This is a genomic window from Cylindrospermopsis curvispora GIHE-G1, from assembly GCF_014489415.1.
GTDB classification, from domain to species: domain Bacteria; phylum Cyanobacteriota; class Cyanobacteriia; order Cyanobacteriales; family Nostocaceae; genus Raphidiopsis; species Raphidiopsis curvispora_A.
The window spans coordinates 2,296,783-2,316,628 of record NZ_CP060822.1; the positions used below are offsets into that span (position 1 = coordinate 2,296,783).

Below are 19,846 nucleotides of genomic sequence, written 5' to 3' on the forward strand. Positions count from 1 at the left end.
AATTATGATTCCTATTACTGATGACTTTTATAGCTTAAAAAAGCCGAATGTTACTTACGTGATAATTGGTATTACTCTAGTCATATTTTGTGGGCAACTTATGTGGGATGTGAATGGGCAACTGGGTAACCTTGTCAGTAGTTGGACCACCATTCCTAGAGAATTCTCCCGAACAATCTCCAGTGCTATTGATGACAGTTTAGCTGCTTGGGTGGTTGTAGGGTGGCAATTATTCACCCTACCCGTTTCCCTATTTATACATGGCAGTTTTGCCCAGCTCCTGGGTAATATGTTATTTTTGTGGGTATTCGGAAGAACATTAGAAAGAACCATAGGGTCGTATCAATTCTTGCTGTTATATTTAACTGCTGGCGTGCTGATAGGAATAATAGAGATTTGTACCCAACCGCAGTTAACAGCACCAATTATAGGTAGCACTGGGGCGATCGCCTGTATTGTAGGTGCTTATCTTATGCAATTTCCGCAAATTAAAATCTATTCTGTTTTACCCTTGGTAATTGTTTTTATTCCCCTAGAAATTCCCGCAATGTTTTATTTATTCTGGTGGTTTATCCAGCAATTTTTTTATGGAATTGGTGGATTAAATATTCCAGGTGGGTTTAATAATTGCAGCTATGGGAGTCAATTAATAGCCTTACTGATAGGTGTGGTTTTCATGGGGATTATACGGTTTTGGTAAATCCAGATTTTCTGCTCTCAACTAATAAATCTAATAAGTCTTAGGTTTGGCTAGATTTTTAAACTTTGTAAATTGGGGGTCAAACAGAAGTTTAACTGTTCCTGTGGGACCATTGCGATGTTTGGCAATAATAACTTCTGCTATACCGCGATCGGGGGTATTGGGTGCATAATATTCTTCGCGGTAAAGCATAATAACTAAATCCGCATCTTGTTCAATGGAACCAGATTCTCGTAGGTCTGACAACATAGGACGTTTATTAGTTCTAGCTTCCACACTTCTACTCAACTGAGATAGAGCAATTATGGGAACTGATAATTCTCTGGCTAAACCCTTGAGAGAACGGGTAATTTTGGATAATTCCTGTACGCGATTGTCTCCCGCACCTTCCATTAGTTGCAGGTAGTCTATAACAATTAGACCTAGTTTCGAATTCTGTTGTGCTTGTAGTTTTCTAGCTTGACTCCGCATTTGGGTGATGGTAATATTGGGGGTGTCATCAATAAAAACTGGCATTTCTGATAGCAAACTAATAGCACGACTTAGGGGTTCCCATTGGGTTTGACTGATCCTCCCGCTTCTTAAATAACCGGTTTCAATTTGGGCCTCACTAGCTAATAATCTTTGTACTAGCTGCTCTTTAGACATTTCTAAACTGAACACTGCTACCGGTAATTTATAGCCTACGGCAATGTTATGGGCTAGATTTAAACAAAATGCAGTGTTATGCACACAAATGTCATTGGCTATAAAGTTATGAGTATGTGGTATGGTTAGGTCATAGACCCGTTTTTCCCCCAAGTTCTCAATGGCTATGATTTCATCCCAGTAGATTTCACAGTCTGTCTGGGTTTCTATTGGTTCTAATGTTTGCGCTACAACACCAATCTCGAATCTCTCGATGGAAAGGGGTTCTGTAATTTCCACTTGCCAAGTGGTTTGGGTAGTTTGCTCTTTGTTATAGCCTTTTCCTAATCTGGCAATTATGCCAAATCTTAATAATAAATGTTGAATCTGTCTTGCTAGTTTCTCCTGGTTTGTTCTATAGGTCGTCTGTAATTTTTCTTTGATAGCTAAGGTGTGACCTTCATGCTCTATATTACTGATGAATAACTGATTTAAAAACAAAGCTATTTGCGATCGCCCTAATTTAAAAACTATGGGAGGTATGGTTTTCTCCATATTGCCATTTCCCAAACAATGGGCCATGAGCTTAAGTTGACCATCGTCAATTTTTTCCTTACCAAAGACATTGATTTGAGCAGGAACTGCTATTTTAGCACCTGGTTTGAGATCCGCTAATTTTTGCCATCCGGTTGGGGTTAAGTAAGGATGAGTAATAGTAGTTTCAATAGAACGACCTAATGCAGTTGTAACCCGAAAAACTGGTTTTATGCCATCGTTGATAAATCCACAGGGTTGAGTAAAACTAAATTTCCAATTTGGGTTCAGGGTTAATACCATACCCCCCTTTCGGTTGTATAACTCTTCAATGGTGACAATTTCTCCATCTGCTAAGACTATTTCCGAGTCATAACTTACACACTTCCCCATAGAAGGTCTACCCGCGACGATAATTAAATCAGAACGCTGAAAACCGCTCGTCATAGCGTCCAAATCATAAAAACCACTAGGAATACCCGGTAAAGCAACTCCTTCATGACGGGTTTCAATTTCCTGAAAGGTATGCACTAGGGTATCGGAAATGTGAACTAGTCCTTCCTGGGGTTTTTCTTGGGTAATTCCAAAAACCTTCTGCTCTGCTTGATCTAAAACTATTGGTAATTCTGTCTGGGCCTCAAATCCTAATTTGACAATTTCATTACCTGCTTTAATTAATTGTCTGCGCAGATACTTATCCATGACCAAATCTGCTAACACATCAATATTCACCGATGATACAGTGCGATCTATCAAGTTGGCTAGTTTATTTCTACCTCCAATACGACTTAATTTGTCGTTGTTAGTTAGCCACTCTGTTAGGGAAAGTAAGTCGGTTGGTTTATTTTGGTTATTGAGAATTATTGCTGCTTGATAAATTTCTCTATGAGCATTAACATAAAATGCTTGGGGAAGAAGACGATCCCTGATTCTACCCATAGCTTCTGGATCCAAAAGAATACCCCCCAAAATAGCCTCTTCCGCTTCGATGTTTTGGGGAGGAAGCTGATCACTACTATTGCCTTGAAAGTTCAATTCTTCAGCCATAAATGATTGTAAACTTAAATTGTTGACATGGTTTCTGAAATGGATAATGTTATTGATTATGACGAATGTTCACACCAGTGATTATGAAGGCCACTATGACGCTGATTTTGCTCTCTGGGTTGAAGAAACTGTGGCCAAGTTAAAATCCCAGAATTTCCAACAGGTAGATTGGAAAAATTTGATCCAGGAGGTGGAATCCTTGGGAAAAAGTCAACGCAGTTCTGTGCGCAGTTATTTAGTGCGTCTGCTAGAACATTTACTGAAACGTTGCTATGTGCAAATACCCGATTGTAATCGTAGTTGGGAAATTGAAATTCGGAATTTTCGCCAACGTTTAATGTTTGAGTTGGAAGATTCGCCAAGTTTAAAAAATTTTATTTTAGAAATTTTGCCCAAGTGTTACCGAATTGGGTTGGATAACGTGAAAGATAGTTATCCCAGTGTTATTTTTCCCGAGGATTTCCCTTTTTCTCCTGAGTTAGAAAGATTATTAAATGAGAAATTCTGGGAAAAAGGTTAAATGCCTGTTTGGGCAATTTGTGATGCGTTAACCTGGCGTAACGCATCCCACTGAACGGTGCAATCATTAATCAATGGTTAATGTGACCTATAACCAATTTAGCTGGCTACAACCTCAATATCAATTTTAGCAGTCACTTCTGAGTGAAGTTTAATATCCGCTTTGTAAGTACCCAAATGGTTAATATCTGGAATAGTTATGCCACGTCTATCAATTGTTTGTCCTGTAGCTGCTTGAATAGCATCTACTACATCCTGGGTGGTGACAGTACCAAAAATAGCTTCGTTCTCACCTACCTGTTTGGCGATCGCTACTTTAACCAGTTTCTCTAAAGCAGATTTTTGCTCTTCCGCTTGTTGCTTGAGTTCTAGTTGACGTTGACGTTCTATTTCCCGACGACGCTCTACTTGCTTTAAAATGCCAGGAGTTACCTGGGTGGCTAAACTCTGGGGAATTAGATAATTCCGCGCATAACCAGGAGCTACTTCCACTAGATCGCCGGATTTTCCTAGTTTGCTTACATCTTTTGTTAATACTAACTGCACTCGTTTGACCATTGTCTTTGTTGTTTCCTATCAAATCTCATTTAGTTGGGTGTCAGCAGGATGGCTCACCAAAGTTTAGCTTCCCCTGGAACGACTTGATACCCCAAAGTTATGAATTATAACCTATTATTCCAGGCGATCGCAATGGGTGGAATTAACTACTCTAACTGGCGATCGCTCGCAAATTTTGACAACGAATTAATTCATTAAAATTGAGACCTAATCTTCCTTCAAGTTTAGCAACTGTTTCAATAGCAGTTAACAAATGTCCAGCTGCTTCTGATTCCGAATAACCCCGGTTTTGAGCAATTGCGATTGCTGTTTTATCAGCTTTCAGCTGTAGTTCTTGAGACTTATTGTTTTGCCACAGTTTTACACCACTTGTTATGGTTAAGCCACCAGCTATGACTAAACCAACTATATCACCCTGAAGAGTTTCTATTACCCCCCCTAATAATCCCACCAGAACTGCTCCCTGATAAATATCCGGTTGTATCCATTTGATTCCTATTAACCAACTGGTGTGATACAATATTAACAGGTCTCTTTGTGGCTTTTTTAACTGTCTCCATAATTCAAAATTGATATATACCGGTTTACTCTGAATCCAAGGTAGGGGAAACTCTGCACTAATCACTTGATTCTGTTCCGGTTTGCTGATAATTTTAATTGTCATGCGTCCGGAAGCTGGTACTATATCCAACAGACGACGAATTTCAGTATTTGGATCCATCATAAAGACTTTCACGTCTTCCTTGAGAACTAATCCCATATTTTACCAGATCGAGGGGAGGAGAATTTGAACTCATGGATGCTTTTGCACCTAATCCACCAGAATGGACAGATCGGTCAGTCCACTCTTATAACTTTTTTTGCCCTAAATGTGGGTCTGGTAGTAGGGAAGCAGTGGGAGTCTGGTTAAATCGAAGATCCCCTGTGACAACGCCAGACCATCGTCGTAAGTGGCAAGAGTTTTATCTTTGTCACTGCGGTTGTGCTTGGTGGGCTTGGAGTACGGATCGTCCCTCTCCCAAAAGGTCTGATTAAGGTTTAAATCCTTTTTATGTAGGCTTTAACTAACAGGTCAATTCCAGTAATTGCTGTGCCTACTACAACCGCATCCGCACCCAGATCTAATGCTTTTTTTGCTTCCTCCGGGGAGGAAATCCCACCTTCACAAATGACAAGAATCTCTGGGTGTTCTACTTTCAGGTTTTCTACTATCTGTTTGAGAAGTTCCCACCCAGGAGGAATGAGGTTTTTGGTTTCTTCTGTGTAGCCAAAAAGGGTTGTACCAACTATGTCCGCACCGCTATCTATGGCTAATTTAGCAGATTTAAAGGTGTCTACGTCAGCCATCACTGGTTTACCTATTTGTTGATGAATTCCCCTAACGATATCAACTAGTTTTTCCCCTCCCGGGCGCTTTCTTTGGGTTGCGTCTATGGCAATTATATCTGCTCCTGCTTCTGCAACAGCTAAAGCATGATGAAATTGGGGGGTAATGTACACATCTGAATCTGCTATAATTTGCTTCCATAAACCAATAATTGGCACTGGAACTTTTTCTTTCACAGCTTTGATGTGATTAGGAGTATCAATTCTCACAGCTTTAGCACCATTGTTTGCGGATGCTTGTGCCATAGCTGTTATAATAGTAGGATTATGGAGCGGTGAGGTAACAGGAGCTTGACAAGACACAATAAGTCCTGATAGTTCCGGTAGTTTTGATAGTAAGTTGTTCATATTGTTTATTTATCAAAAAACGAGCTAGGGATCCAGACAGTAAAGATTGAGCCAATACCCACCGTTGACTCCACTTCAATGCGACCACGGTGGAGTTCCACCAGTTGTTTAGTTAGGGCTAAACCAATGCCCGTACCTTCATAACGACGACGATAGGAGGCATCTACCTGCTGAAACTTTTCAAAAACCAGAGGTAATTTTTCTTCTGGAATGCCAATTCCAGTATCTTCTACTTGCAAGATAAAGGTGTTGTCTTCCACCCAAAATCGGAGGGTGACAGTTCCACCTTCCGGTGTAAATTTGATGGCATTAGTTAATAGGTTCCAAATAATTTGCTCTATTCTAGCAGGATCGGCGCTAAATTGATCATGGCGTGGATTTACCTGCACATCTAGTTTCAAGGTAACTTTGGCATTGGTGCTTTTTTCTAATAGGGAGTCTACTATATTTTCTGCTAACCTGGTCAGGGAAAACTCACAAATATTTAATACAGTTTTGCCAGCTTGAATTTGTGATAAATCCAGAATATCATTAATCATTTCTAATAGTCTTTCACCACTGTCGTGGATTGTTTGTAAGTATTCTCTTTGTCGTGGTGTCAGTTCCCCCAAAGGCCAACGTAATAGGGTAGAGGACATGCCAATTACATGGGTGAGGGGGGTTAATAATTCGTGACTAATAGTAGCTAAAAACTCATTTCTAATTCGACTGGCTGCTTCTGCGGCTAAGAGTGCTTCCCGCAGTGCCATAGTTCTTTCAATTACTCGTTGTTCTAAAGTTTGTTTTTCCTGGGTTAATTTGCGTGTTGCTTCCTGCAATGAGTCCATTAATTGTGATTGATTAATGGCGATCGCTAACTGTTCAGCAATGGAAGATAATAAGGCTTTTTCAGGTTCTGTCCATTGTCGAGGACCATCACATTGGTGAGCAATTAGTAATCCCCACAGTTTGTTTTCAAAAATAATTGGTGCTACAACTTTAGCACGAATTTGATTGGTTCGGAGGAAATTTAGGAGGCAATTTTCCAGTATGTAGGTTTTTTCCACATCTTCCACGACTAAAATAAAACCCTGGTGATATTTTTGCCAGCATGGGGAGTGAACTGCTAAACAGTCTTCTTGAGAGTTTAATATGGAGTTGATTGATTCTCCACCAAGGGATTCATAAATTACACAGCCTCCATTATGTTCAGAATCTTGGGTAAACCACTCATGGTTTACGGATCTGGGAGAGAAACATTGAGATTGGGGAGATGTCAAAGAATTATTAGGATTAAGATCATGAAGATTATTAATAGGAGCTGAAACAAATTTATAAATTACCAGTCTATCCAACTCTAGAAATTCCCGCACTTGGGTGATTGCTGTAGATATAATTACAGGGAGATCTAAGCTTTTACGAATTTGAGTGGTTACTTGATTTAAGAGTTTTTCCTGGGCAATTTGTTTGGTAAGAGCATCTTCCACAGGTTTACAAGTAAACCCTTCCGGTGGCAGAGAATGTGGATTAATTGTATTTTGACTGATAGTAGGGACCAAATATTGTAACAACAAAATTGTGAATTTACTTTGGTAAGCGGCATTATTTGCTCCAAGGAGTTCTCTATGGTGTAAAATATTTTGATGAATGTAAGAATTAGCAGCAAACAATTCGCTTAGTCTAGTGGCAAAATTTGCGATCGCCTCCGAGTTAAAGGTGAAGTGAATATGGAGGGACTCCAAATTTGTATCCCATGTAGACTGACCTTGTTGAGCACTGTCTGGAAGATTGCCAAGTAAAAGAGCGCTAAATTGCTCAGAAACTACAAGAATAAATCTTTGTGGTTGCCACCCGGTGGGAACAAAGGTCCGTACTAACACTGCTTCTGTAAGTGTGAGAGCAGCACTATTTACTTCATGAGCTACCTGATGCAACAAATCACCAAGTTGATTAAATATACTCAAAGGTAAGATGCCAGCAAAGCTCAAATCGGTGTCACTAAGCATTTTGAAGGTTTTAATGAAATGGGCGGAATGCCTGAAAGTTGGAAAAAACAAGCGGAATAATTCCCTTGCTTGTGGGTGATTAGTTGTGGTATGGTGATTTATCCATGGTACTATGGAAGGCTAATGTTAATCCCAAGTTAGTCCAAAAGTGTTCAGGTTAAGAGTGTTCGGGGGAAATTCATAAAGAATTATGCATCGTATCAATGCCACACCGGGTGGGTGGAACGAATCAGAAAGTTTGATATTTCTGGAACAAACCCCAGCCCCTTTTATATTTATCACTGCTGCTGACACAGATATACAAACCCTAGCCACAACAGTGCGAAAATTGCCCGTTCAATTTCCCCAGATGAGAGTTGCCAATCTGCTGCAATTACAGCAACAGATGACCATAGACACTTACGCTGAACAAGTGTTGGAACTTGCTCAAGTAATAGTTTTACGTCTAATAGGAGGGGGTTCTTATTGGGCTTATGGTTTGGAGGTAGTACAAGGAATTGTAGCCACCAACTGCACTAGTCTTATTGTAATGCCAGGAGACGACGCTCTTGATCTGGATTTAATATCTAAGTCTACTGTTTCTGAAAAAATTGTTCGTCAGGTGTGGGAGTATTTTCAAGAAGGTGGCACGGAAAACTTTCTGAATGGTTTGTTATTTGTCTGTGATAATTGTCTTTCCACTGGATTTCACCCAGCACCACCACAAGCTGTCCCCAGGGTAGGACTGTATGAACCCGCAAAACCAGAAAGTAGTAAATCCCTTGATGAGTTAGATTTTCTCCAATTACCCAGAGTGGGTATTTTATTCTATCGCGCTCATTATTTAGCAGGTAATGTTCGTGTAATTGATGCTTTGTGTCATGCTCTAGTGAGAAACAATCTGCATCCAGTCCCGGTTTTTGTTTCTTCCTTGCGGGAACCGGGTGTGAGCGAACAATTAGTCCACCTATTCCAACCTTCCGAGAATCACCATATTGATTTATTACTCAACACCACGAGTTTTTCCTTAGCACGTTTGGAGACAGAAACACCCCAGGTCGAACTCTGGCAAAAATTGGATGTTCCGGTTTTTCAGGTCATCCTCTCTGGTGGTCCCCTAGAACAATGGGCATCCCAACTGCAAGGTTTGACCCCCCGAGACATGGCTATGAATGTGGCCTTACCAGAGGTAGATGGCAGAATTATTACTAGAGCTGTATCTTTTAAAACTTTACAAACTCGCAATTCCAGTTTAGAAACCGATGTGGTGGTTTATGAACCTGTAGGCGATCGCATTAATTTTGTGGTGGATTTGGCGGCAAATTGGCTGAGATTACGGCGTAAAATGCCCTCAGAAAGGCGTGTAGCCATAATTTTGGCAAATTACCCTAACACCAATGGCAGATTGGCTAATGGGGTAGGTTTAGATAGTCCTGCTAGTTGTATAGAAATTCTCTTAGCTTTAGAGAGTGCGGGTTATGATGTTGATGCTATACCTAGTAACGGTGATGAACTAATCAAAATTCTTACCGCTGGAGTGACCAATGATCCAGAAAGTCGGGATTGGAAGCCTGTAAATCAATCTGTTTCCTTTGAAGAATATACAAGATATTTTAACACCTTGCCCCCATCTGTTCAGGAAGAAATTCTCAACCGTTGGGGGAATTGGGACACATCCGGGGAATTAGGGGGAATATCAGTTTGTGGAGTGAGTTTTGGCAATATATTTGTGGGAATTCAACCTGCACGAGGTTATGAGCAAGACCCCAGTTTAAATTATCATGCGCCAGATTTAGAACCTACCCATAATTATTTAGCCTTTTATTATTGGATTAGGGAAGTGTTTAAGTGTGATGCCATTATTCACCTAGGAAAACACGGCAATTTAGAATGGTTACCCGGTAAGAGTGTGGCCCTATCAAATAGCTGTTATCCTGAAGTAGCTTTTGGCGCAACACCCCACTTTTACCCTTTTATTGTCAACGATCCTGGAGAGGGTTCCCAGGCTAAACGTCGTTCTCAAGCGGTGATTATTGACCATTTAACCCCACCCATGACCCGTGCGGAACTATACGGTTCCCTACAACAGGTAGAAAATTTAATTGATGAGTATTATGAAGCAGAAACCTTAGATCCTTCCCGACTACCCACATTAAGACAGCGTATTCAGGAATTGGTGATTAAAGAACATCTTTACCAAGATTTAGGGATCAAAGATGAAAAAGATATCCTCAACTTTGAATCTGGCATTTTAAACTCCTTGGATGGTTATCTGTGTGAACTTAAAGAAGCACAAATCCGTGACGGTTTACACATTTTTGGACAAGTTCCCCAGGGGAGACAATTAAGAGACTTAATAGTGGCGATCGCCCGGATTCCCAACCGTCATTCTCCGGGAATCACCCGTGCTATAGCTCAAGACTGGGGATTAAATATGGACCCATTAACAGCACAATATGGTGATATATTTCATCCACCATCAACTCCATTACCCAATTGGGTTTCCAGGGAGATGGAAATAAAGTCCTGTCGCACCCAGGGGGATGTGGTAGAACTGCTGGAAGAACAAGCTGGTTTTCTGGTCACTCAAATTATGGAAAATCAGTTATATGGAACTAAGACTAGCCAAGACGAATCCTCAACTCAACAAGTTGTGAACTGGATAGAATCAAAACTACTTCCAGCTCTAGAAAAGACCACCGAAGAAATAAGTAATTTACTGCGGGGATTAGATGGTAAATACGTCCCCAGTGGTGCATCTGGATCACCTACTAGGGGAAGACCAGAAGTGCTACCCACAGGTAGGAATTTTTATGCTGTGGATATTCGAGCTATTCCCACGGAAACAGCTTGGGATGTAGGTAGAAAGGCGGCGGAAAACTTGATTGAAACCTATACTCAAGAACACGGGGAATATCCCAAAACCCTAGGTTTATCAGTGTGGGGAACTTCCACCATGAGAACCGGAGGTGATGACATTGCTGAAGCTTTAGCCCTATTGGGTGTGCAACCTATTTGGGATGGTGCAGCAAGAAGGGTTATAGACTTTGAAATCTTACCCCTGTCTATTTTAGGTCGTCCCCGCGTGGATGTCACTTTGAGAATTTCTGGCTTTTTCCGGGATGCTTTCCCCAATCTAATAGACCTATTCTCTCAAGCAGTTGTCGCAGTGGCAAATTTAGATGAACCACCAGAGGAAAATCCCTTAGTAACTGCTGTGGGACAAGATATTGACCTGTGGACCCAGCAGGGATTAAGTTTAGAAGTGGCTACAGAAAAATCTCTTTATCGTGTTTTTGGTTCCCAACCAGGAACCTATGGTACGGGAATTCAAGGTTTAATAGCCTCTCAAAATTGGCAAAGTGACCAAGATTTAGCTCAGGCCTATATTAATTGGAGTTCTCATCCCTACCTGGGAACTGTGGAATCACCATCTTCAGTTGCTAACACTGAAATTTTTGTAGAACGTTTAAAGCAAATGCAAATCGTTTTACACAATCAAGATAATCGAGAACACGATTTACTTGATTCCGATGACTATTATCAATTTCAAGGAGGTTTAACCGCAGCAGTTCGTTCTATTCAGGGTAAAAACCCAGAAACCTATTTTGGAGATCATGCCAATACGAATCAACCAAAGGTCCGCAAACTGAAAGAGGAAATTGCCAGGGTTTATCGCTCCCGGGTTATTAACCCCAAATGGATTGAAGGAGTTATGCGCCATGGTTATAAGGGTGCTTTTGAAATAGCAGCAACAGTGGACTTTTTATTCGGCTATGATGCTACCACTCAATGTGTAGAAGACTACATGTATACAGGAATTTTTGACAGTTACTTACAAGATACAAAAGTTTGTGAATTCATTCGAGAAAAGAATCCTTGGGCCTTGCGTGATATAGCTGAAAGGTTATTGGAAGCACACCAAAGGAGATTATGGGAAAATGTTAGTCTAGAGACCTTAGAGACCTTGAGAAATCTGGTACATGAGGCCGAGTCCCTGATAGAATGAACTATGTTGATAAATATTGTCAATAGGTCTCGACTATTGCAAATCAGTCCTGGGGTTTGTTATATTGTCAATTAGCAGGCTTTGTTGAGAATATTTAGTATGACTGTCTACACAACTGGTTCGCTTAAGGCAGAACTAAACGATCGAGGCTGGCGTTTAACTCCTCAACGGGAAACAATTCTACATATTTTTCAAGAATTGCCCCAAGGTGAACATTTAAGCGCAGAGGATCTTCATCATCGCCTAGAAAATGGGGGTGAAAGCATAAGTCTATCCACTGTCTACAGGACACTCAAGTTGATGGCTAGACTGGGAATTCTGCGGGAACTAGAACTAGGTGAGGGACATAAGCACTATGAATTAAATCAGCCCTATCCTCATCATCACCATCACTTAATCTGTGTGAAATGTAATGCTACAATTGAGTTCAAAAACGAGTCTATTTTGAAAATAGGCACAAAAACAGCACAGAAAGAAGGTTATCAACTCCTGGACTGTCAGTTAACTATCCATGCTGTTTGTCCTCGGTGTCAGCGAGCATTAATGCCACTTTAGATAAGGATGCCAGTCAGTATTCATTAGAACAAGAAAGGACAAAAAACAAAGAATTAAAGCTCCCTTACCCAGGGGGTTTGGGAACCTTAATCTTAGTATTGTTTAACTTAGAGACTCTAAATAATCACGAACTAAATTGCGCCGTTTAGGTTGACGGAGCTTCTGCAAAGCCTTGGATTCAATTTGTCTGACCCTTTCGCGGGAAAGTTCCAAAGCACGCCCTATTTCAGCCAAGGAGTAACTGTGCCCATCAGCTAAACCAAATCTCATCAAAATTACTTCCCGTTCTCTTGTGGTTAGGTCTGATAGCAAATGCTGTATATCTTTTTGTAAAGACTCTCGCATCAAGGTTTCTTCTGGAGTAATAGTGTCTGTTTCCAGGAGTTCTCCTAATTCTGTGTCTTTATCTTTACCGACCTTGGTTTCTAGGGAGACGGAACGAGGAACGCGCAACAATACTTCCCGAACTTGGTTAGGGGTCATGTCCAGTTCTAAGGCCAAATCTTCTAAAGTGGGTGTTCTTCCCTTTTCCTGTGCTATTTTGCGCTGTGCTTTTTTGATTTTATTGAGTTTTTCTGTAATGTGGACAGGAAGACGAATAGTGCGACTAGATGTGGCAATTGCCCTTGTAATCCCTTGGCGGATCCACCAGTAAGCATAGGTGCTAAAACGATAACCCTTGGTGGGATCAAATTTTTCCACTGCTCTCTCCAGACCCAAGGTTCCTTCTTGCACCAAGTCTAATAGTTCTAAACCACGATTCTGATACTTTTTGGCGACGGATACTACCAGGCGCAAATTCGCCTTAATCATGTGTTCCTTGGCATGTATTCCCTGGGACTGAATCTCGTCTAATTCTTCCAGTGTCAACTTGGCAATTTCTGCCCAGCGCCTTTTTCCTTCCGATAATGTAGGTTTTAGATCGGCCAGTTTGATCCCAGCGGTACTGGCCCACCTTTCCAAGGAAGGACGATGTCCTAATTCAGAGACCAAACGCTCTTGTACTTGAATTAATTGTAGGTAAGTAACGACTAAAGCATCACCTTGTTTAGCTGCATTGGCTAGTAATAATCTGATCTTCAGATGTCGCTGCACTTTTTGAGCTTCTCCAACCTCTTCGTCTCTTCCCAATAATCTGACTTTGCCAATTTCTTGTAGATACACTCTTACTAGGTCAGTGCTGCGACGGTTGTTCACTACTAGGTTTTGAGGGTCAACAGCAGCTATTTCTACATCTTCTTCCTGTTCTATATCTTGTAGATCGTCTAAGGACAGCTCCTCTGATAGATCCCCCCCATCAGTATTGACATCACCTACATCAATAAGGTCTAACTCAGGTAATGTCAGATGAGACTGTTGGGGATTGTATTCCACTTCTGTATCTAGCGATATGGCTAACATAACTTTTTTATTGCTCCAGGTAACAATGAGGGTCAGCTAAAATTACGGTCTATGAGTTGTACTAATCTAGAAGTTATCTGTTGGGAATTGGCCATAATGGCAAACAGAAAGATGAAGACCCTTTCACTACCCAAAATTTTTGATTACCCAAAATCATTACTCCTCACTGTCAGGTCTCAACTCTTCCTAATCTGATGTTTGAACAAAACTGTAGTAAACAGTAACAAATTATACTTTAGTTGCTTTTAAGGTATGCAATTAGAGATAAGTTATCTTCAGCAAGTAGTTTCTGGGAATCTGGCTAAGTGGTTTTATTAACTCAGCGGGAGGCTATTTCCAGTGATTTTGCCGTTGATAAACTACATGGTTACATTTACATGACCGGAAAAGTCTTTTCCTGACAATTTAACAATTTCTTCCGGTAATTTTTGGGAGATAAGAGGGGGTTAAAAAAAGGTCAAAATTGTTGTTCATCATCATGGTTAGGTTGATCTGACGGACGGTCTGGGATTAACTTTACCTTTTGTAGTGTATTTTGGGGTGGGGGGTAAAAACCCTATTCGTGATACTCGGACTTCATACCCCTTAACATCAGTTCTTCTAATGCTTGTTGAGGGGTAATTAGACTTTCTAACAAACGATAAACTTGTTGGGTGATAGGCATGGGAATACTTTGTTGTCGGGATAGATGCATCAAGACGTAGCAGGTATTCACCCCCTCCGCTGTTCCAGGTAGGTTAGCAAGAATTTCCGCCAGTGTTTTTCCACGGGCCAATTGATAACCAACCTGGTAATTACGACTTAGAGGGCTATTACAAGTTGCTAATAAGTCCCCTAGACCGGATAAACCATAAAAAGTTTCCGTTTTTGCACCAAAAATTGCTCCAATGCGAATTATTTCCGCTAAGCCACGAGTTACTAAGGCTGCTTTAGCGTTAGTTCCTAGGTGCAGTCCGTCACAGATTCCAGCTGCGATCGCCATGACGTTTTTGAGCGTTCCACCTAGTTCCACACCTACCGGGTCAGAGTTAGTATACACACGAAATCGACTAGATGAAAAGACTTGTTGCACGACTTGAGCTGCCATATTGTTTTTGCTAGCTACCACTGTAGCAGCAGGCAATTCTTGGGCAATTTCTTGGGATAAATTGGGCCCTGAGAGTACGACTATAGAATGATCAGGAAATTCTGTTTGCCAAATTTGGGAGGGTGTACAAGTGGTTTCTGGATCTAGACCTTTAGTAGCTGTGACAAATATTGTGTGGGGAGAAACAGGACAGGACCTAACCAGTGAAGCCACTTCACGAACACCCTTCATAGAGACAGCAGATAATATCATATCAACATTATTGATAAGATCACCTAAATGCTGGAATCCGTGACGTGACCACACAGTCACTTGATTACCATTCACACCAGCTAATTTTGCCAGAGTTGTTCCCCAAGCACCTGCACCTAAAATAAGGATAGATTTAAATTTTTTCTCATTGGTCATTGGTTAGGTAGGCACTTAACTGATAAGTAAAGAATTCTAATTGGTCGAGCTTGCACAGGTTTTAATTAAGGTTAACTGTTGTTAAGTTATAAGCTTATAAAAGCTATAATTAGCATAGCTCATTTTGGAAAGTGTATCATCAACTCTCTAACCTGTTCCGCATGATAGGAGCTTCTGGTCAGAGGGGAAGAAACAACTTGTAGAAACCCCAGTTGCTCGCCATAAACTTGCCAGGTAGCAAATTGTTGAGGGGTAATAAAGTCACAGACTGGGAGATGTTTTTGACTAGGTTGGAGATATTGACCAATAGTCAAAATGTCGCAACCCACTGTTCGCAAATCCTGCATAACTTGACGAACTTCCTCATCTGTCTCACCCAGGCCCACCATAATACCAGATTTAGTATAGGTTGTGGGTGAAATTTGGCGGGAGCGTCGTAATAATTCCATTGTCCGTTGATAATCTCCCTGGGGACGCACTCTCCGATACAGTCTTGGTACTGTCTCCGTGTTGTGATTTAGCACTTCTGGCACTGATTGTAGCAGGCTTTCCAGAGCTTGCCAATTTCCGCATAAATCAGGAATTAGAATCTCTATTGTAGTATTAGGTGATACTTTTCGCACAGAATTAATACAGTTGACAAACTGGGATGCACCACCATCGGGTAAATCATCTCTATTTACGGAAGTAATTACCAGATGGTTGAGCTGCATTCTGCGCACCGCTTCTGCTAGTCTTGAGGGTTCAGTGGGATCCAAGGATTTAGGTTTTTTGTCAAAATCAATGTCACAATAAGGACAAGCTCTGGTGCAAGCAGGACCCATAATTAAAAATGTGGCGGTTCCAGCGTTGAAGCATTCCCCAATATTGGGACAGGAAGCCTCCTCGCAAACCGTATTCAGGGACAAATCCCGCAAAATCTCTTTGACGTTACCTACACGTTGCCACTGGGGTGCTTTTACCCGCAACCACTCTGGTTTTACTGCCACAATTGTCTCTAATTATCTAAGTTTGTACAAGTATTATCTTAACACTAATTGCTTGACCCTGCCAAGCCAGAGCAGTTGATTCTCATTTTTGATGAAATCCTGCAAGTACTGGATCAGCAAGGTCAGTTGTAACTCTAACTAACCTAATTGAACAAGTCAAAATCGGTGACCGCACCAATGCTACTAGAAGCTACCAGCTTGGCATACTTTGCTAATACGCCTTTACTATAACGAGGTGGAAGAGGTTGCCAACTAGCTCGACGTTGGGCTAGTTCCTCATCCGACACATTGACCTGTAATAGTCTAGCATTCGCATCAATAGTAATACTATCACCCTCTTCCACCAAGGCAATATTTCCACCCACAGCTGCTTCTGGAGCAACATGACCAACTACCATGCCATAAGTACCACCAGAAAATCTGCCATCAGTAATTAAACCCACTGAATCACCTAAACCTGCACCGATAATCGCTGATGTAGGAGCAAGCATTTCCCTCATTCCCGGTCCGCCTTTGGGTCCTTCATAACGGATAATGATCACATCCCCGGCTTGGATCTTACCAGATAAAATAGCATCTAAACAGGCTTCTTCCGATTCAAATACCCTTGCAGGTCCAGTAATCGCCGGGTTTTTTACCCCTGTAATTTTAGCCACTGCGCCTTCCGTAGCGAGATTACCCTTGAGAATAGCTAGATGTCCTTGGGGGTACATGGGGTTATGCCAAGGACGAATTACATCTTGCTGGGGATCTGGTTCATCAGGTACTTGTGCTAAAACTTCCTCTATGGTTTGTCCTGAGACAGTTAGACAATCACCATGGAGGAGACCATGAACCAAAAGCATTTTCATGACTTGGGGAATACCACCAGCTTTATGTAGGTCTGTGGCCACATATTTACCACTGGGTTTTAAATCACATAAAACTGGAACCCGACCCCGGATGGTTTCAAAATCATCTAGGGTCAGTTCTACACCAGCAGCGCGAGCAATAGCTAGAAAATGTAATACTGCATTTGTTGAGCCACCGACTGCCATAATTACGGAAATAGCATTTTCTATAGATTGGCGGGTAATAATCTGTCTGGGTAATATTTGTTTGCGAATAGCTTCTACCAGTACAGAAGCAGACTCTGCCGTACTCTCTACTTTTTCTTCATCTTCAGCAGCCATAGTTGAAGAGTAGGGTAAACTCATACCCATAGCTTCAAATGCTGAAGACATAGTATTAGCTGTGTACATTCCCCCGCAAGAACCAGCACCAGGACAAGCGCGACGTTCTACTTCTAAAAGCTCTTGCTCATCAATTTTACCCGCACTGTACTGTCCTACCGCTTCAAAAGAGCTAACAACAGTTAAATCCTTCCCATTATAGTGTCCGGGTTTAATAGTGCCACCATAGACAAAAATTGCAGGTATATTCATGCGAGCGATCGCCAGCATAGCTCCTGGCATATTTTTGTCACAGCCACCGATAGCTATTACACCATCCATACTTTGCCCGCTACAGGCGGTTTCTATAGAATCGGCGATTACCTCCCGGGAGACCAGAGAGTATTTCATACCTTCTGTTCCCATAGAGATGCCATCACTGATAGTAATAGTACCGAAAATTTGAGGCATAGCACCAGCATTTTTAACAGCCAATTCTGCCCTTTGTGCCAGCTGATTAATCCCCATATTACAAGGTGTGATAGTGCTATAGGCATTAGCAATACCGACAATGGCCTTGTTAAAATCCCCATCTTGGAAGCCAACAGCTCGCAACATAGCGCGGTTAGGAGATCGTTGTACTCCTTGAGTAACTACTTGACTTTTTAAATTATCTACCATTTGATTATTCCTAGGATCATAACTGGAAAATCCCAGTTTTACTGATACCAATAGATGGTAGCATTTTGGAGGTGATAATAGACTAACCATGGCTAATAATGTACTAATGATAGATATAGTTTTTTCTAGGGAGGGACTTAAAAGTCAGATCCTTGAATTACCTATTCAAATTAGCATCTCCATTTGAGTAGATAAGCAAATGGTAAAGACTCCTTCCTGGGTATGATTGAAATCATACTAAGTAGCTTTACAATAGGTGTTGGACATGTAGGATGATAAAAGTATGAAGATTGCACCAGAAATCACCTATCGTAACCTAGATAAATCCCAGGTCATTGATAAATTGGTTCGGGAGAAAATAGCCAAATTGGAAAATATTTGTAATTACATTAATAGCTGTCATATTGCCATAGAAAAAAGCCATGATCGTCCTCGGAGTGGTTCTCCCTATCGGGTAAGAATTGATCTAACTGTTCCTCCTGGTCATGAACTAGTAGCAGAAAAAAATCCCGGTGAGAGTATTCGATATGAACCCCTAGATGCGGTAATTAGGCAGACTTTTGATGCCATGGTTCATCAACTGTCTAAACTTACCCAAATGCAACGTGCCAGTGAGCAATATGATAGAGATGAAGAAACACGGGAGAGTACAGGGTTCATCACAAAACTATTTAAAGAAGATGGATATGGATTTTTACAAGCCCTAGATGGGAGAGAAATATACTTTCATAAAAATAGCGTGTTACATGAGGATTTTAATCAATTAAAACTAGGTGCTTGTGTTCATTTTTCCCAAGAAGAAGGAGAGCAAGGACCACAAGCAACAACTATTCAAGTAGTTGATAAACGTTGAAATTTTAGGGATTGCAAATAGGGGATAGGAAATATCGCTTATTACCTATTCCCTGTGGCCTGGTGCTGATAATTACTATGTGCCTTATTTAAACTTTCCATCACCATTTTTACTAACCAATCTGGTTGTAGAACTCTAGCATTAGCGCCATATTGTAAAATTCTTTGATGAAACCAGAAAATACAATCTTCTTGTGTTTCAATATCAACATGCTCCGTCTTGTCAGGAGGAGAAATAATTTTTTCGTGGGGACGACGTGGTTTATAATTGGCTAAATTTCCTGTTAGACGGTATTGAATTTTCAAAGTGGGAAATTTTGTGTAGGTCCAAGGTATTTGGGAAGAAGAACCCACCCTAGTAATACGGTCTACCCTTAAAGTGCAATTCTGCTCCGGATTAGGTGTCTTATGAATATGTTGACTGGTAAAACCCGGAACTATACTAAATAAATAGAGTACTCCATTATGCAATCTTAATTCCGACTTGTCTAAGTCCCACTGTTTATCATTACCATTTCTGCTTCTATACCAAACAACAAATCGACGCTTTTTCCCAATCCGATTTTGTAGATCCTGTACTATTTCCTGAATCTTATCTTCACTATAATTCGTAGGTGGGTGAAAATCCGTTGTCAGTTTGTGGGATATGCGATTTTCAGAGTTAGTAATTCTGTAAATATGTCCCGCCTCCGCAGAAAACCCCAAACTGGCTAGTAATTCACATGCCATAGCTAAAGCTTGTCGTTGTTCTTCCGTTATAATTATGGGAAAATCTGATGTCACCAATTTATATGGTTGGTTTGGCGCTGATTGAATTTCAAAACCACAACTTCTCAATTTACTGACGGTGCGGGTGATCTTTTGTCCTAGATCCCCATCTGCAAAACCCCGTTCCCCCAGTAATAACATTAATTCTGATTTTTTCCGAGATTTTTGTGCGAGGAGTCTCAATATTTCTAGTGCGAATCCTATTTGATTCAATGGACTAGCATTCTTGGATGACATTTTCACTGGGATAGACAATGTTTAA

16 protein-coding genes are annotated in these 19,846 nt (G+C 41.0%); 6 read left to right on the plus strand and 10 right to left on the minus strand.

What is annotated here, in order from left to right:
* The first annotated feature begins 4 nt into the window (after window positions 1-4).
* Window positions 5-700 (plus strand): rhomboid family intramembrane serine protease, encoded by a 696-nt coding sequence (locus IAR63_RS10205; RefSeq protein ID WP_235678228.1) that lies wholly within the window; start codon window positions 5-7, stop codon window positions 698-700.
* 30 nt (window positions 701-730) lie between these two features.
* On the opposite strand, the gene dnaB is transcribed toward IAR63_RS10205, so the two are convergent.
* Window positions 731-2,908, minus strand: a complete 2,178-nt coding sequence (dnaB, locus tag IAR63_RS10210) for a replicative DNA helicase (RefSeq protein WP_187705203.1) — start codon at window positions 2,906-2,908, stop codon at window positions 731-733.
* Between the two features lie 58 nt (window positions 2,909-2,966).
* On the opposite strand from dnaB, the gene IAR63_RS10215 reads away from it, so the two are divergent.
* The gene (locus tag IAR63_RS10215) at window positions 2,967-3,428 is read left to right on the plus strand and encodes a DUF29 domain-containing protein (protein WP_231922553.1); all 462 of its coding nucleotides are present in this window, start codon (window positions 2,967-2,969) and stop codon (window positions 3,426-3,428) included.
* A 98-nt stretch (window positions 3,429-3,526) separates the two neighbouring features.
* Here IAR63_RS10215 and rplI read toward each other — a convergent pair whose 3' ends face one another.
* Together rplI and IAR63_RS10225 are read right to left on the minus strand one after the other, a co-directional pair.
* The gene (gene rplI / locus IAR63_RS10220; RefSeq protein ID WP_006277038.1) at window positions 3,527-3,985 is read right to left on the minus strand and encodes a 50S ribosomal protein L9; all 459 of its coding nucleotides are present in this window, start codon (window positions 3,983-3,985) and stop codon (window positions 3,527-3,529) included.
* A 151-nt stretch (window positions 3,986-4,136) separates the two neighbouring features.
* The gene (locus tag IAR63_RS10225) at window positions 4,137-4,706 is read right to left on the minus strand and encodes a DUF3318 domain-containing protein (RefSeq protein WP_065180139.1); all 570 of its coding nucleotides are present in this window, start codon (window positions 4,704-4,706) and stop codon (window positions 4,137-4,139) included.
* A gap of 74 nt (window positions 4,707-4,780) precedes the next feature.
* On the opposite strand from IAR63_RS10225, the gene IAR63_RS10230 reads away from it, so the two are divergent.
* Complete coding sequence (locus IAR63_RS10230) at window positions 4,781-5,020, plus strand: hypothetical protein (RefSeq protein ID WP_096546827.1); 240 nt, start codon at window positions 4,781-4,783, stop codon at window positions 5,018-5,020.
* A gap of 3 nt (window positions 5,021-5,023) precedes the next feature.
* Here IAR63_RS10230 and IAR63_RS10235 read toward each other — a convergent pair whose 3' ends face one another.
* Window positions 5,024-5,719: an N-acetylmannosamine-6-phosphate 2-epimerase gene (locus tag IAR63_RS10235; protein ID WP_187705204.1), complete on the minus strand. Its 696-nt coding sequence runs from the start codon at window positions 5,717-5,719 to the stop codon at window positions 5,024-5,026.
* Window positions 5,720-5,724: 5 nt separating this feature from the next.
* Complete coding sequence (locus tag IAR63_RS10240) at window positions 5,725-7,704, minus strand: GAF domain-containing sensor histidine kinase (RefSeq protein ID WP_187705205.1); 1,980 nt, start codon at window positions 7,702-7,704, stop codon at window positions 5,725-5,727.
* 190 nt (window positions 7,705-7,894) lie between these two features.
* Here IAR63_RS10240 and cobN point away from each other — a divergent pair, with 190 nt between their 5' ends.
* Window positions 7,895-11,692 (plus strand): cobaltochelatase subunit CobN, encoded by a 3,798-nt coding sequence (cobN, locus tag IAR63_RS10245; protein WP_187705206.1) that lies wholly within the window; start codon window positions 7,895-7,897, stop codon window positions 11,690-11,692.
* 99 nt (window positions 11,693-11,791) lie between these two features.
* The gene (locus IAR63_RS10250; RefSeq protein ID WP_009343575.1) at window positions 11,792-12,247 is read left to right on the plus strand and encodes a Fur family transcriptional regulator; all 456 of its coding nucleotides are present in this window, start codon (window positions 11,792-11,794) and stop codon (window positions 12,245-12,247) included.
* Between the two features lie 102 nt (window positions 12,248-12,349).
* Here IAR63_RS10250 and sigC read toward each other — a convergent pair whose 3' ends face one another.
* From sigC to ilvD, 4 genes are all read right to left on the minus strand, one after another.
* Window positions 12,350-13,648, minus strand: coding sequence for an RNA polymerase sigma factor SigC (gene sigC, locus IAR63_RS10255; protein ID WP_235678230.1), 1,299 nt, complete (start codon window positions 13,646-13,648; stop codon window positions 12,350-12,352).
* A 556-nt stretch (window positions 13,649-14,204) separates the two neighbouring features.
* Complete coding sequence (locus IAR63_RS10260; RefSeq protein ID WP_187705207.1) at window positions 14,205-15,143, minus strand: NAD(P)H-dependent glycerol-3-phosphate dehydrogenase; 939 nt, start codon at window positions 15,141-15,143, stop codon at window positions 14,205-14,207.
* Between the two features lie 119 nt (window positions 15,144-15,262).
* On the minus strand, window positions 15,263-16,132 hold the full coding sequence (gene lipA, locus IAR63_RS10265; RefSeq protein WP_187705208.1) for a lipoyl synthase: 870 nt from the start codon (window positions 16,130-16,132) through the stop codon (window positions 15,263-15,265).
* A gap of 143 nt (window positions 16,133-16,275) precedes the next feature.
* A complete protein-coding gene (ilvD, locus tag IAR63_RS10270) occupies window positions 16,276-17,964 on the minus strand; it encodes a dihydroxy-acid dehydratase (protein ID WP_187707439.1) in 1,689 nt (562 codons plus the stop codon).
* A gap of 283 nt (window positions 17,965-18,247) precedes the next feature.
* Here ilvD and IAR63_RS10275 point away from each other — a divergent pair, with 283 nt between their 5' ends.
* Window positions 18,248-18,817, plus strand: coding sequence for an HPF/RaiA family ribosome-associated protein (locus tag IAR63_RS10275; RefSeq protein WP_187705209.1), 570 nt, complete (start codon window positions 18,248-18,250; stop codon window positions 18,815-18,817).
* Window positions 18,818-18,858: 41 nt separating this feature from the next.
* Here IAR63_RS10275 and IAR63_RS10280 read toward each other — a convergent pair whose 3' ends face one another.
* Window positions 18,859-19,821, minus strand: coding sequence for a helix-turn-helix transcriptional regulator (locus IAR63_RS10280; RefSeq protein ID WP_187705210.1), 963 nt, complete (start codon window positions 19,819-19,821; stop codon window positions 18,859-18,861).
* Between the last annotated feature and the right edge of the window lie 25 nt (window positions 19,822-19,846).

Coding starts and splice junctions, on each gene's coding strand:
- IAR63_RS10205 (WP_235678228.1), top strand. CDS start 5: ATGATTCCTATTACTGATGACTTTTATAGCTTAAAAAAGCCGAATGTT.
- dnaB (WP_187705203.1), bottom strand. CDS start 2,908: ATGGCTGAAGAATTGAACTTTCAAGGCAATAGTAGTGATCAGCTTCCT.
- IAR63_RS10215 (WP_231922553.1), top strand. CDS start 2,967: ATGACGAATGTTCACACCAGTGATTATGAAGGCCACTATGACGCTGAT.
- rplI (WP_006277038.1), bottom strand. CDS start 3,985: ATGGTCAAACGAGTGCAGTTAGTATTAACAAAAGATGTAAGCAAACTA.
- IAR63_RS10225 (WP_065180139.1), bottom strand. CDS start 4,706: ATGGATCCAAATACTGAAATTCGTCGTCTGTTGGATATAGTACCAGCT.
- IAR63_RS10230 (WP_096546827.1), top strand. CDS start 4,781: ATGGATGCTTTTGCACCTAATCCACCAGAATGGACAGATCGGTCAGTC.
- IAR63_RS10235 (WP_187705204.1), bottom strand. CDS start 5,719: ATGAACAACTTACTATCAAAACTACCGGAACTATCAGGACTTATTGTG.
- IAR63_RS10240 (WP_187705205.1), bottom strand. CDS start 7,704: ATGCTTAGTGACACCGATTTGAGCTTTGCTGGCATCTTACCTTTGAGT.
- cobN (WP_187705206.1), top strand. CDS start 7,895: ATGCATCGTATCAATGCCACACCGGGTGGGTGGAACGAATCAGAAAGT.
- IAR63_RS10250 (WP_009343575.1), top strand. CDS start 11,792: ATGACTGTCTACACAACTGGTTCGCTTAAGGCAGAACTAAACGATCGA.
- sigC (WP_235678230.1), bottom strand. CDS start 13,648: ATGTTAGCCATATCGCTAGATACAGAAGTGGAATACAATCCCCAACAG.
- IAR63_RS10260 (WP_187705207.1), bottom strand. CDS start 15,143: ATGACCAATGAGAAAAAATTTAAATCTATCCTTATTTTAGGTGCAGGT.
- ilvD (WP_187707439.1), bottom strand. CDS start 17,964: ATGGTAGATAATTTAAAAAGTCAAGTAGTTACTCAAGGAGTACAACGA.
- IAR63_RS10275 (WP_187705209.1), top strand. CDS start 18,248: ATGAAGATTGCACCAGAAATCACCTATCGTAACCTAGATAAATCCCAG.
- IAR63_RS10280 (WP_187705210.1), bottom strand. CDS start 19,821: ATGTCATCCAAGAATGCTAGTCCATTGAATCAAATAGGATTCGCACTA.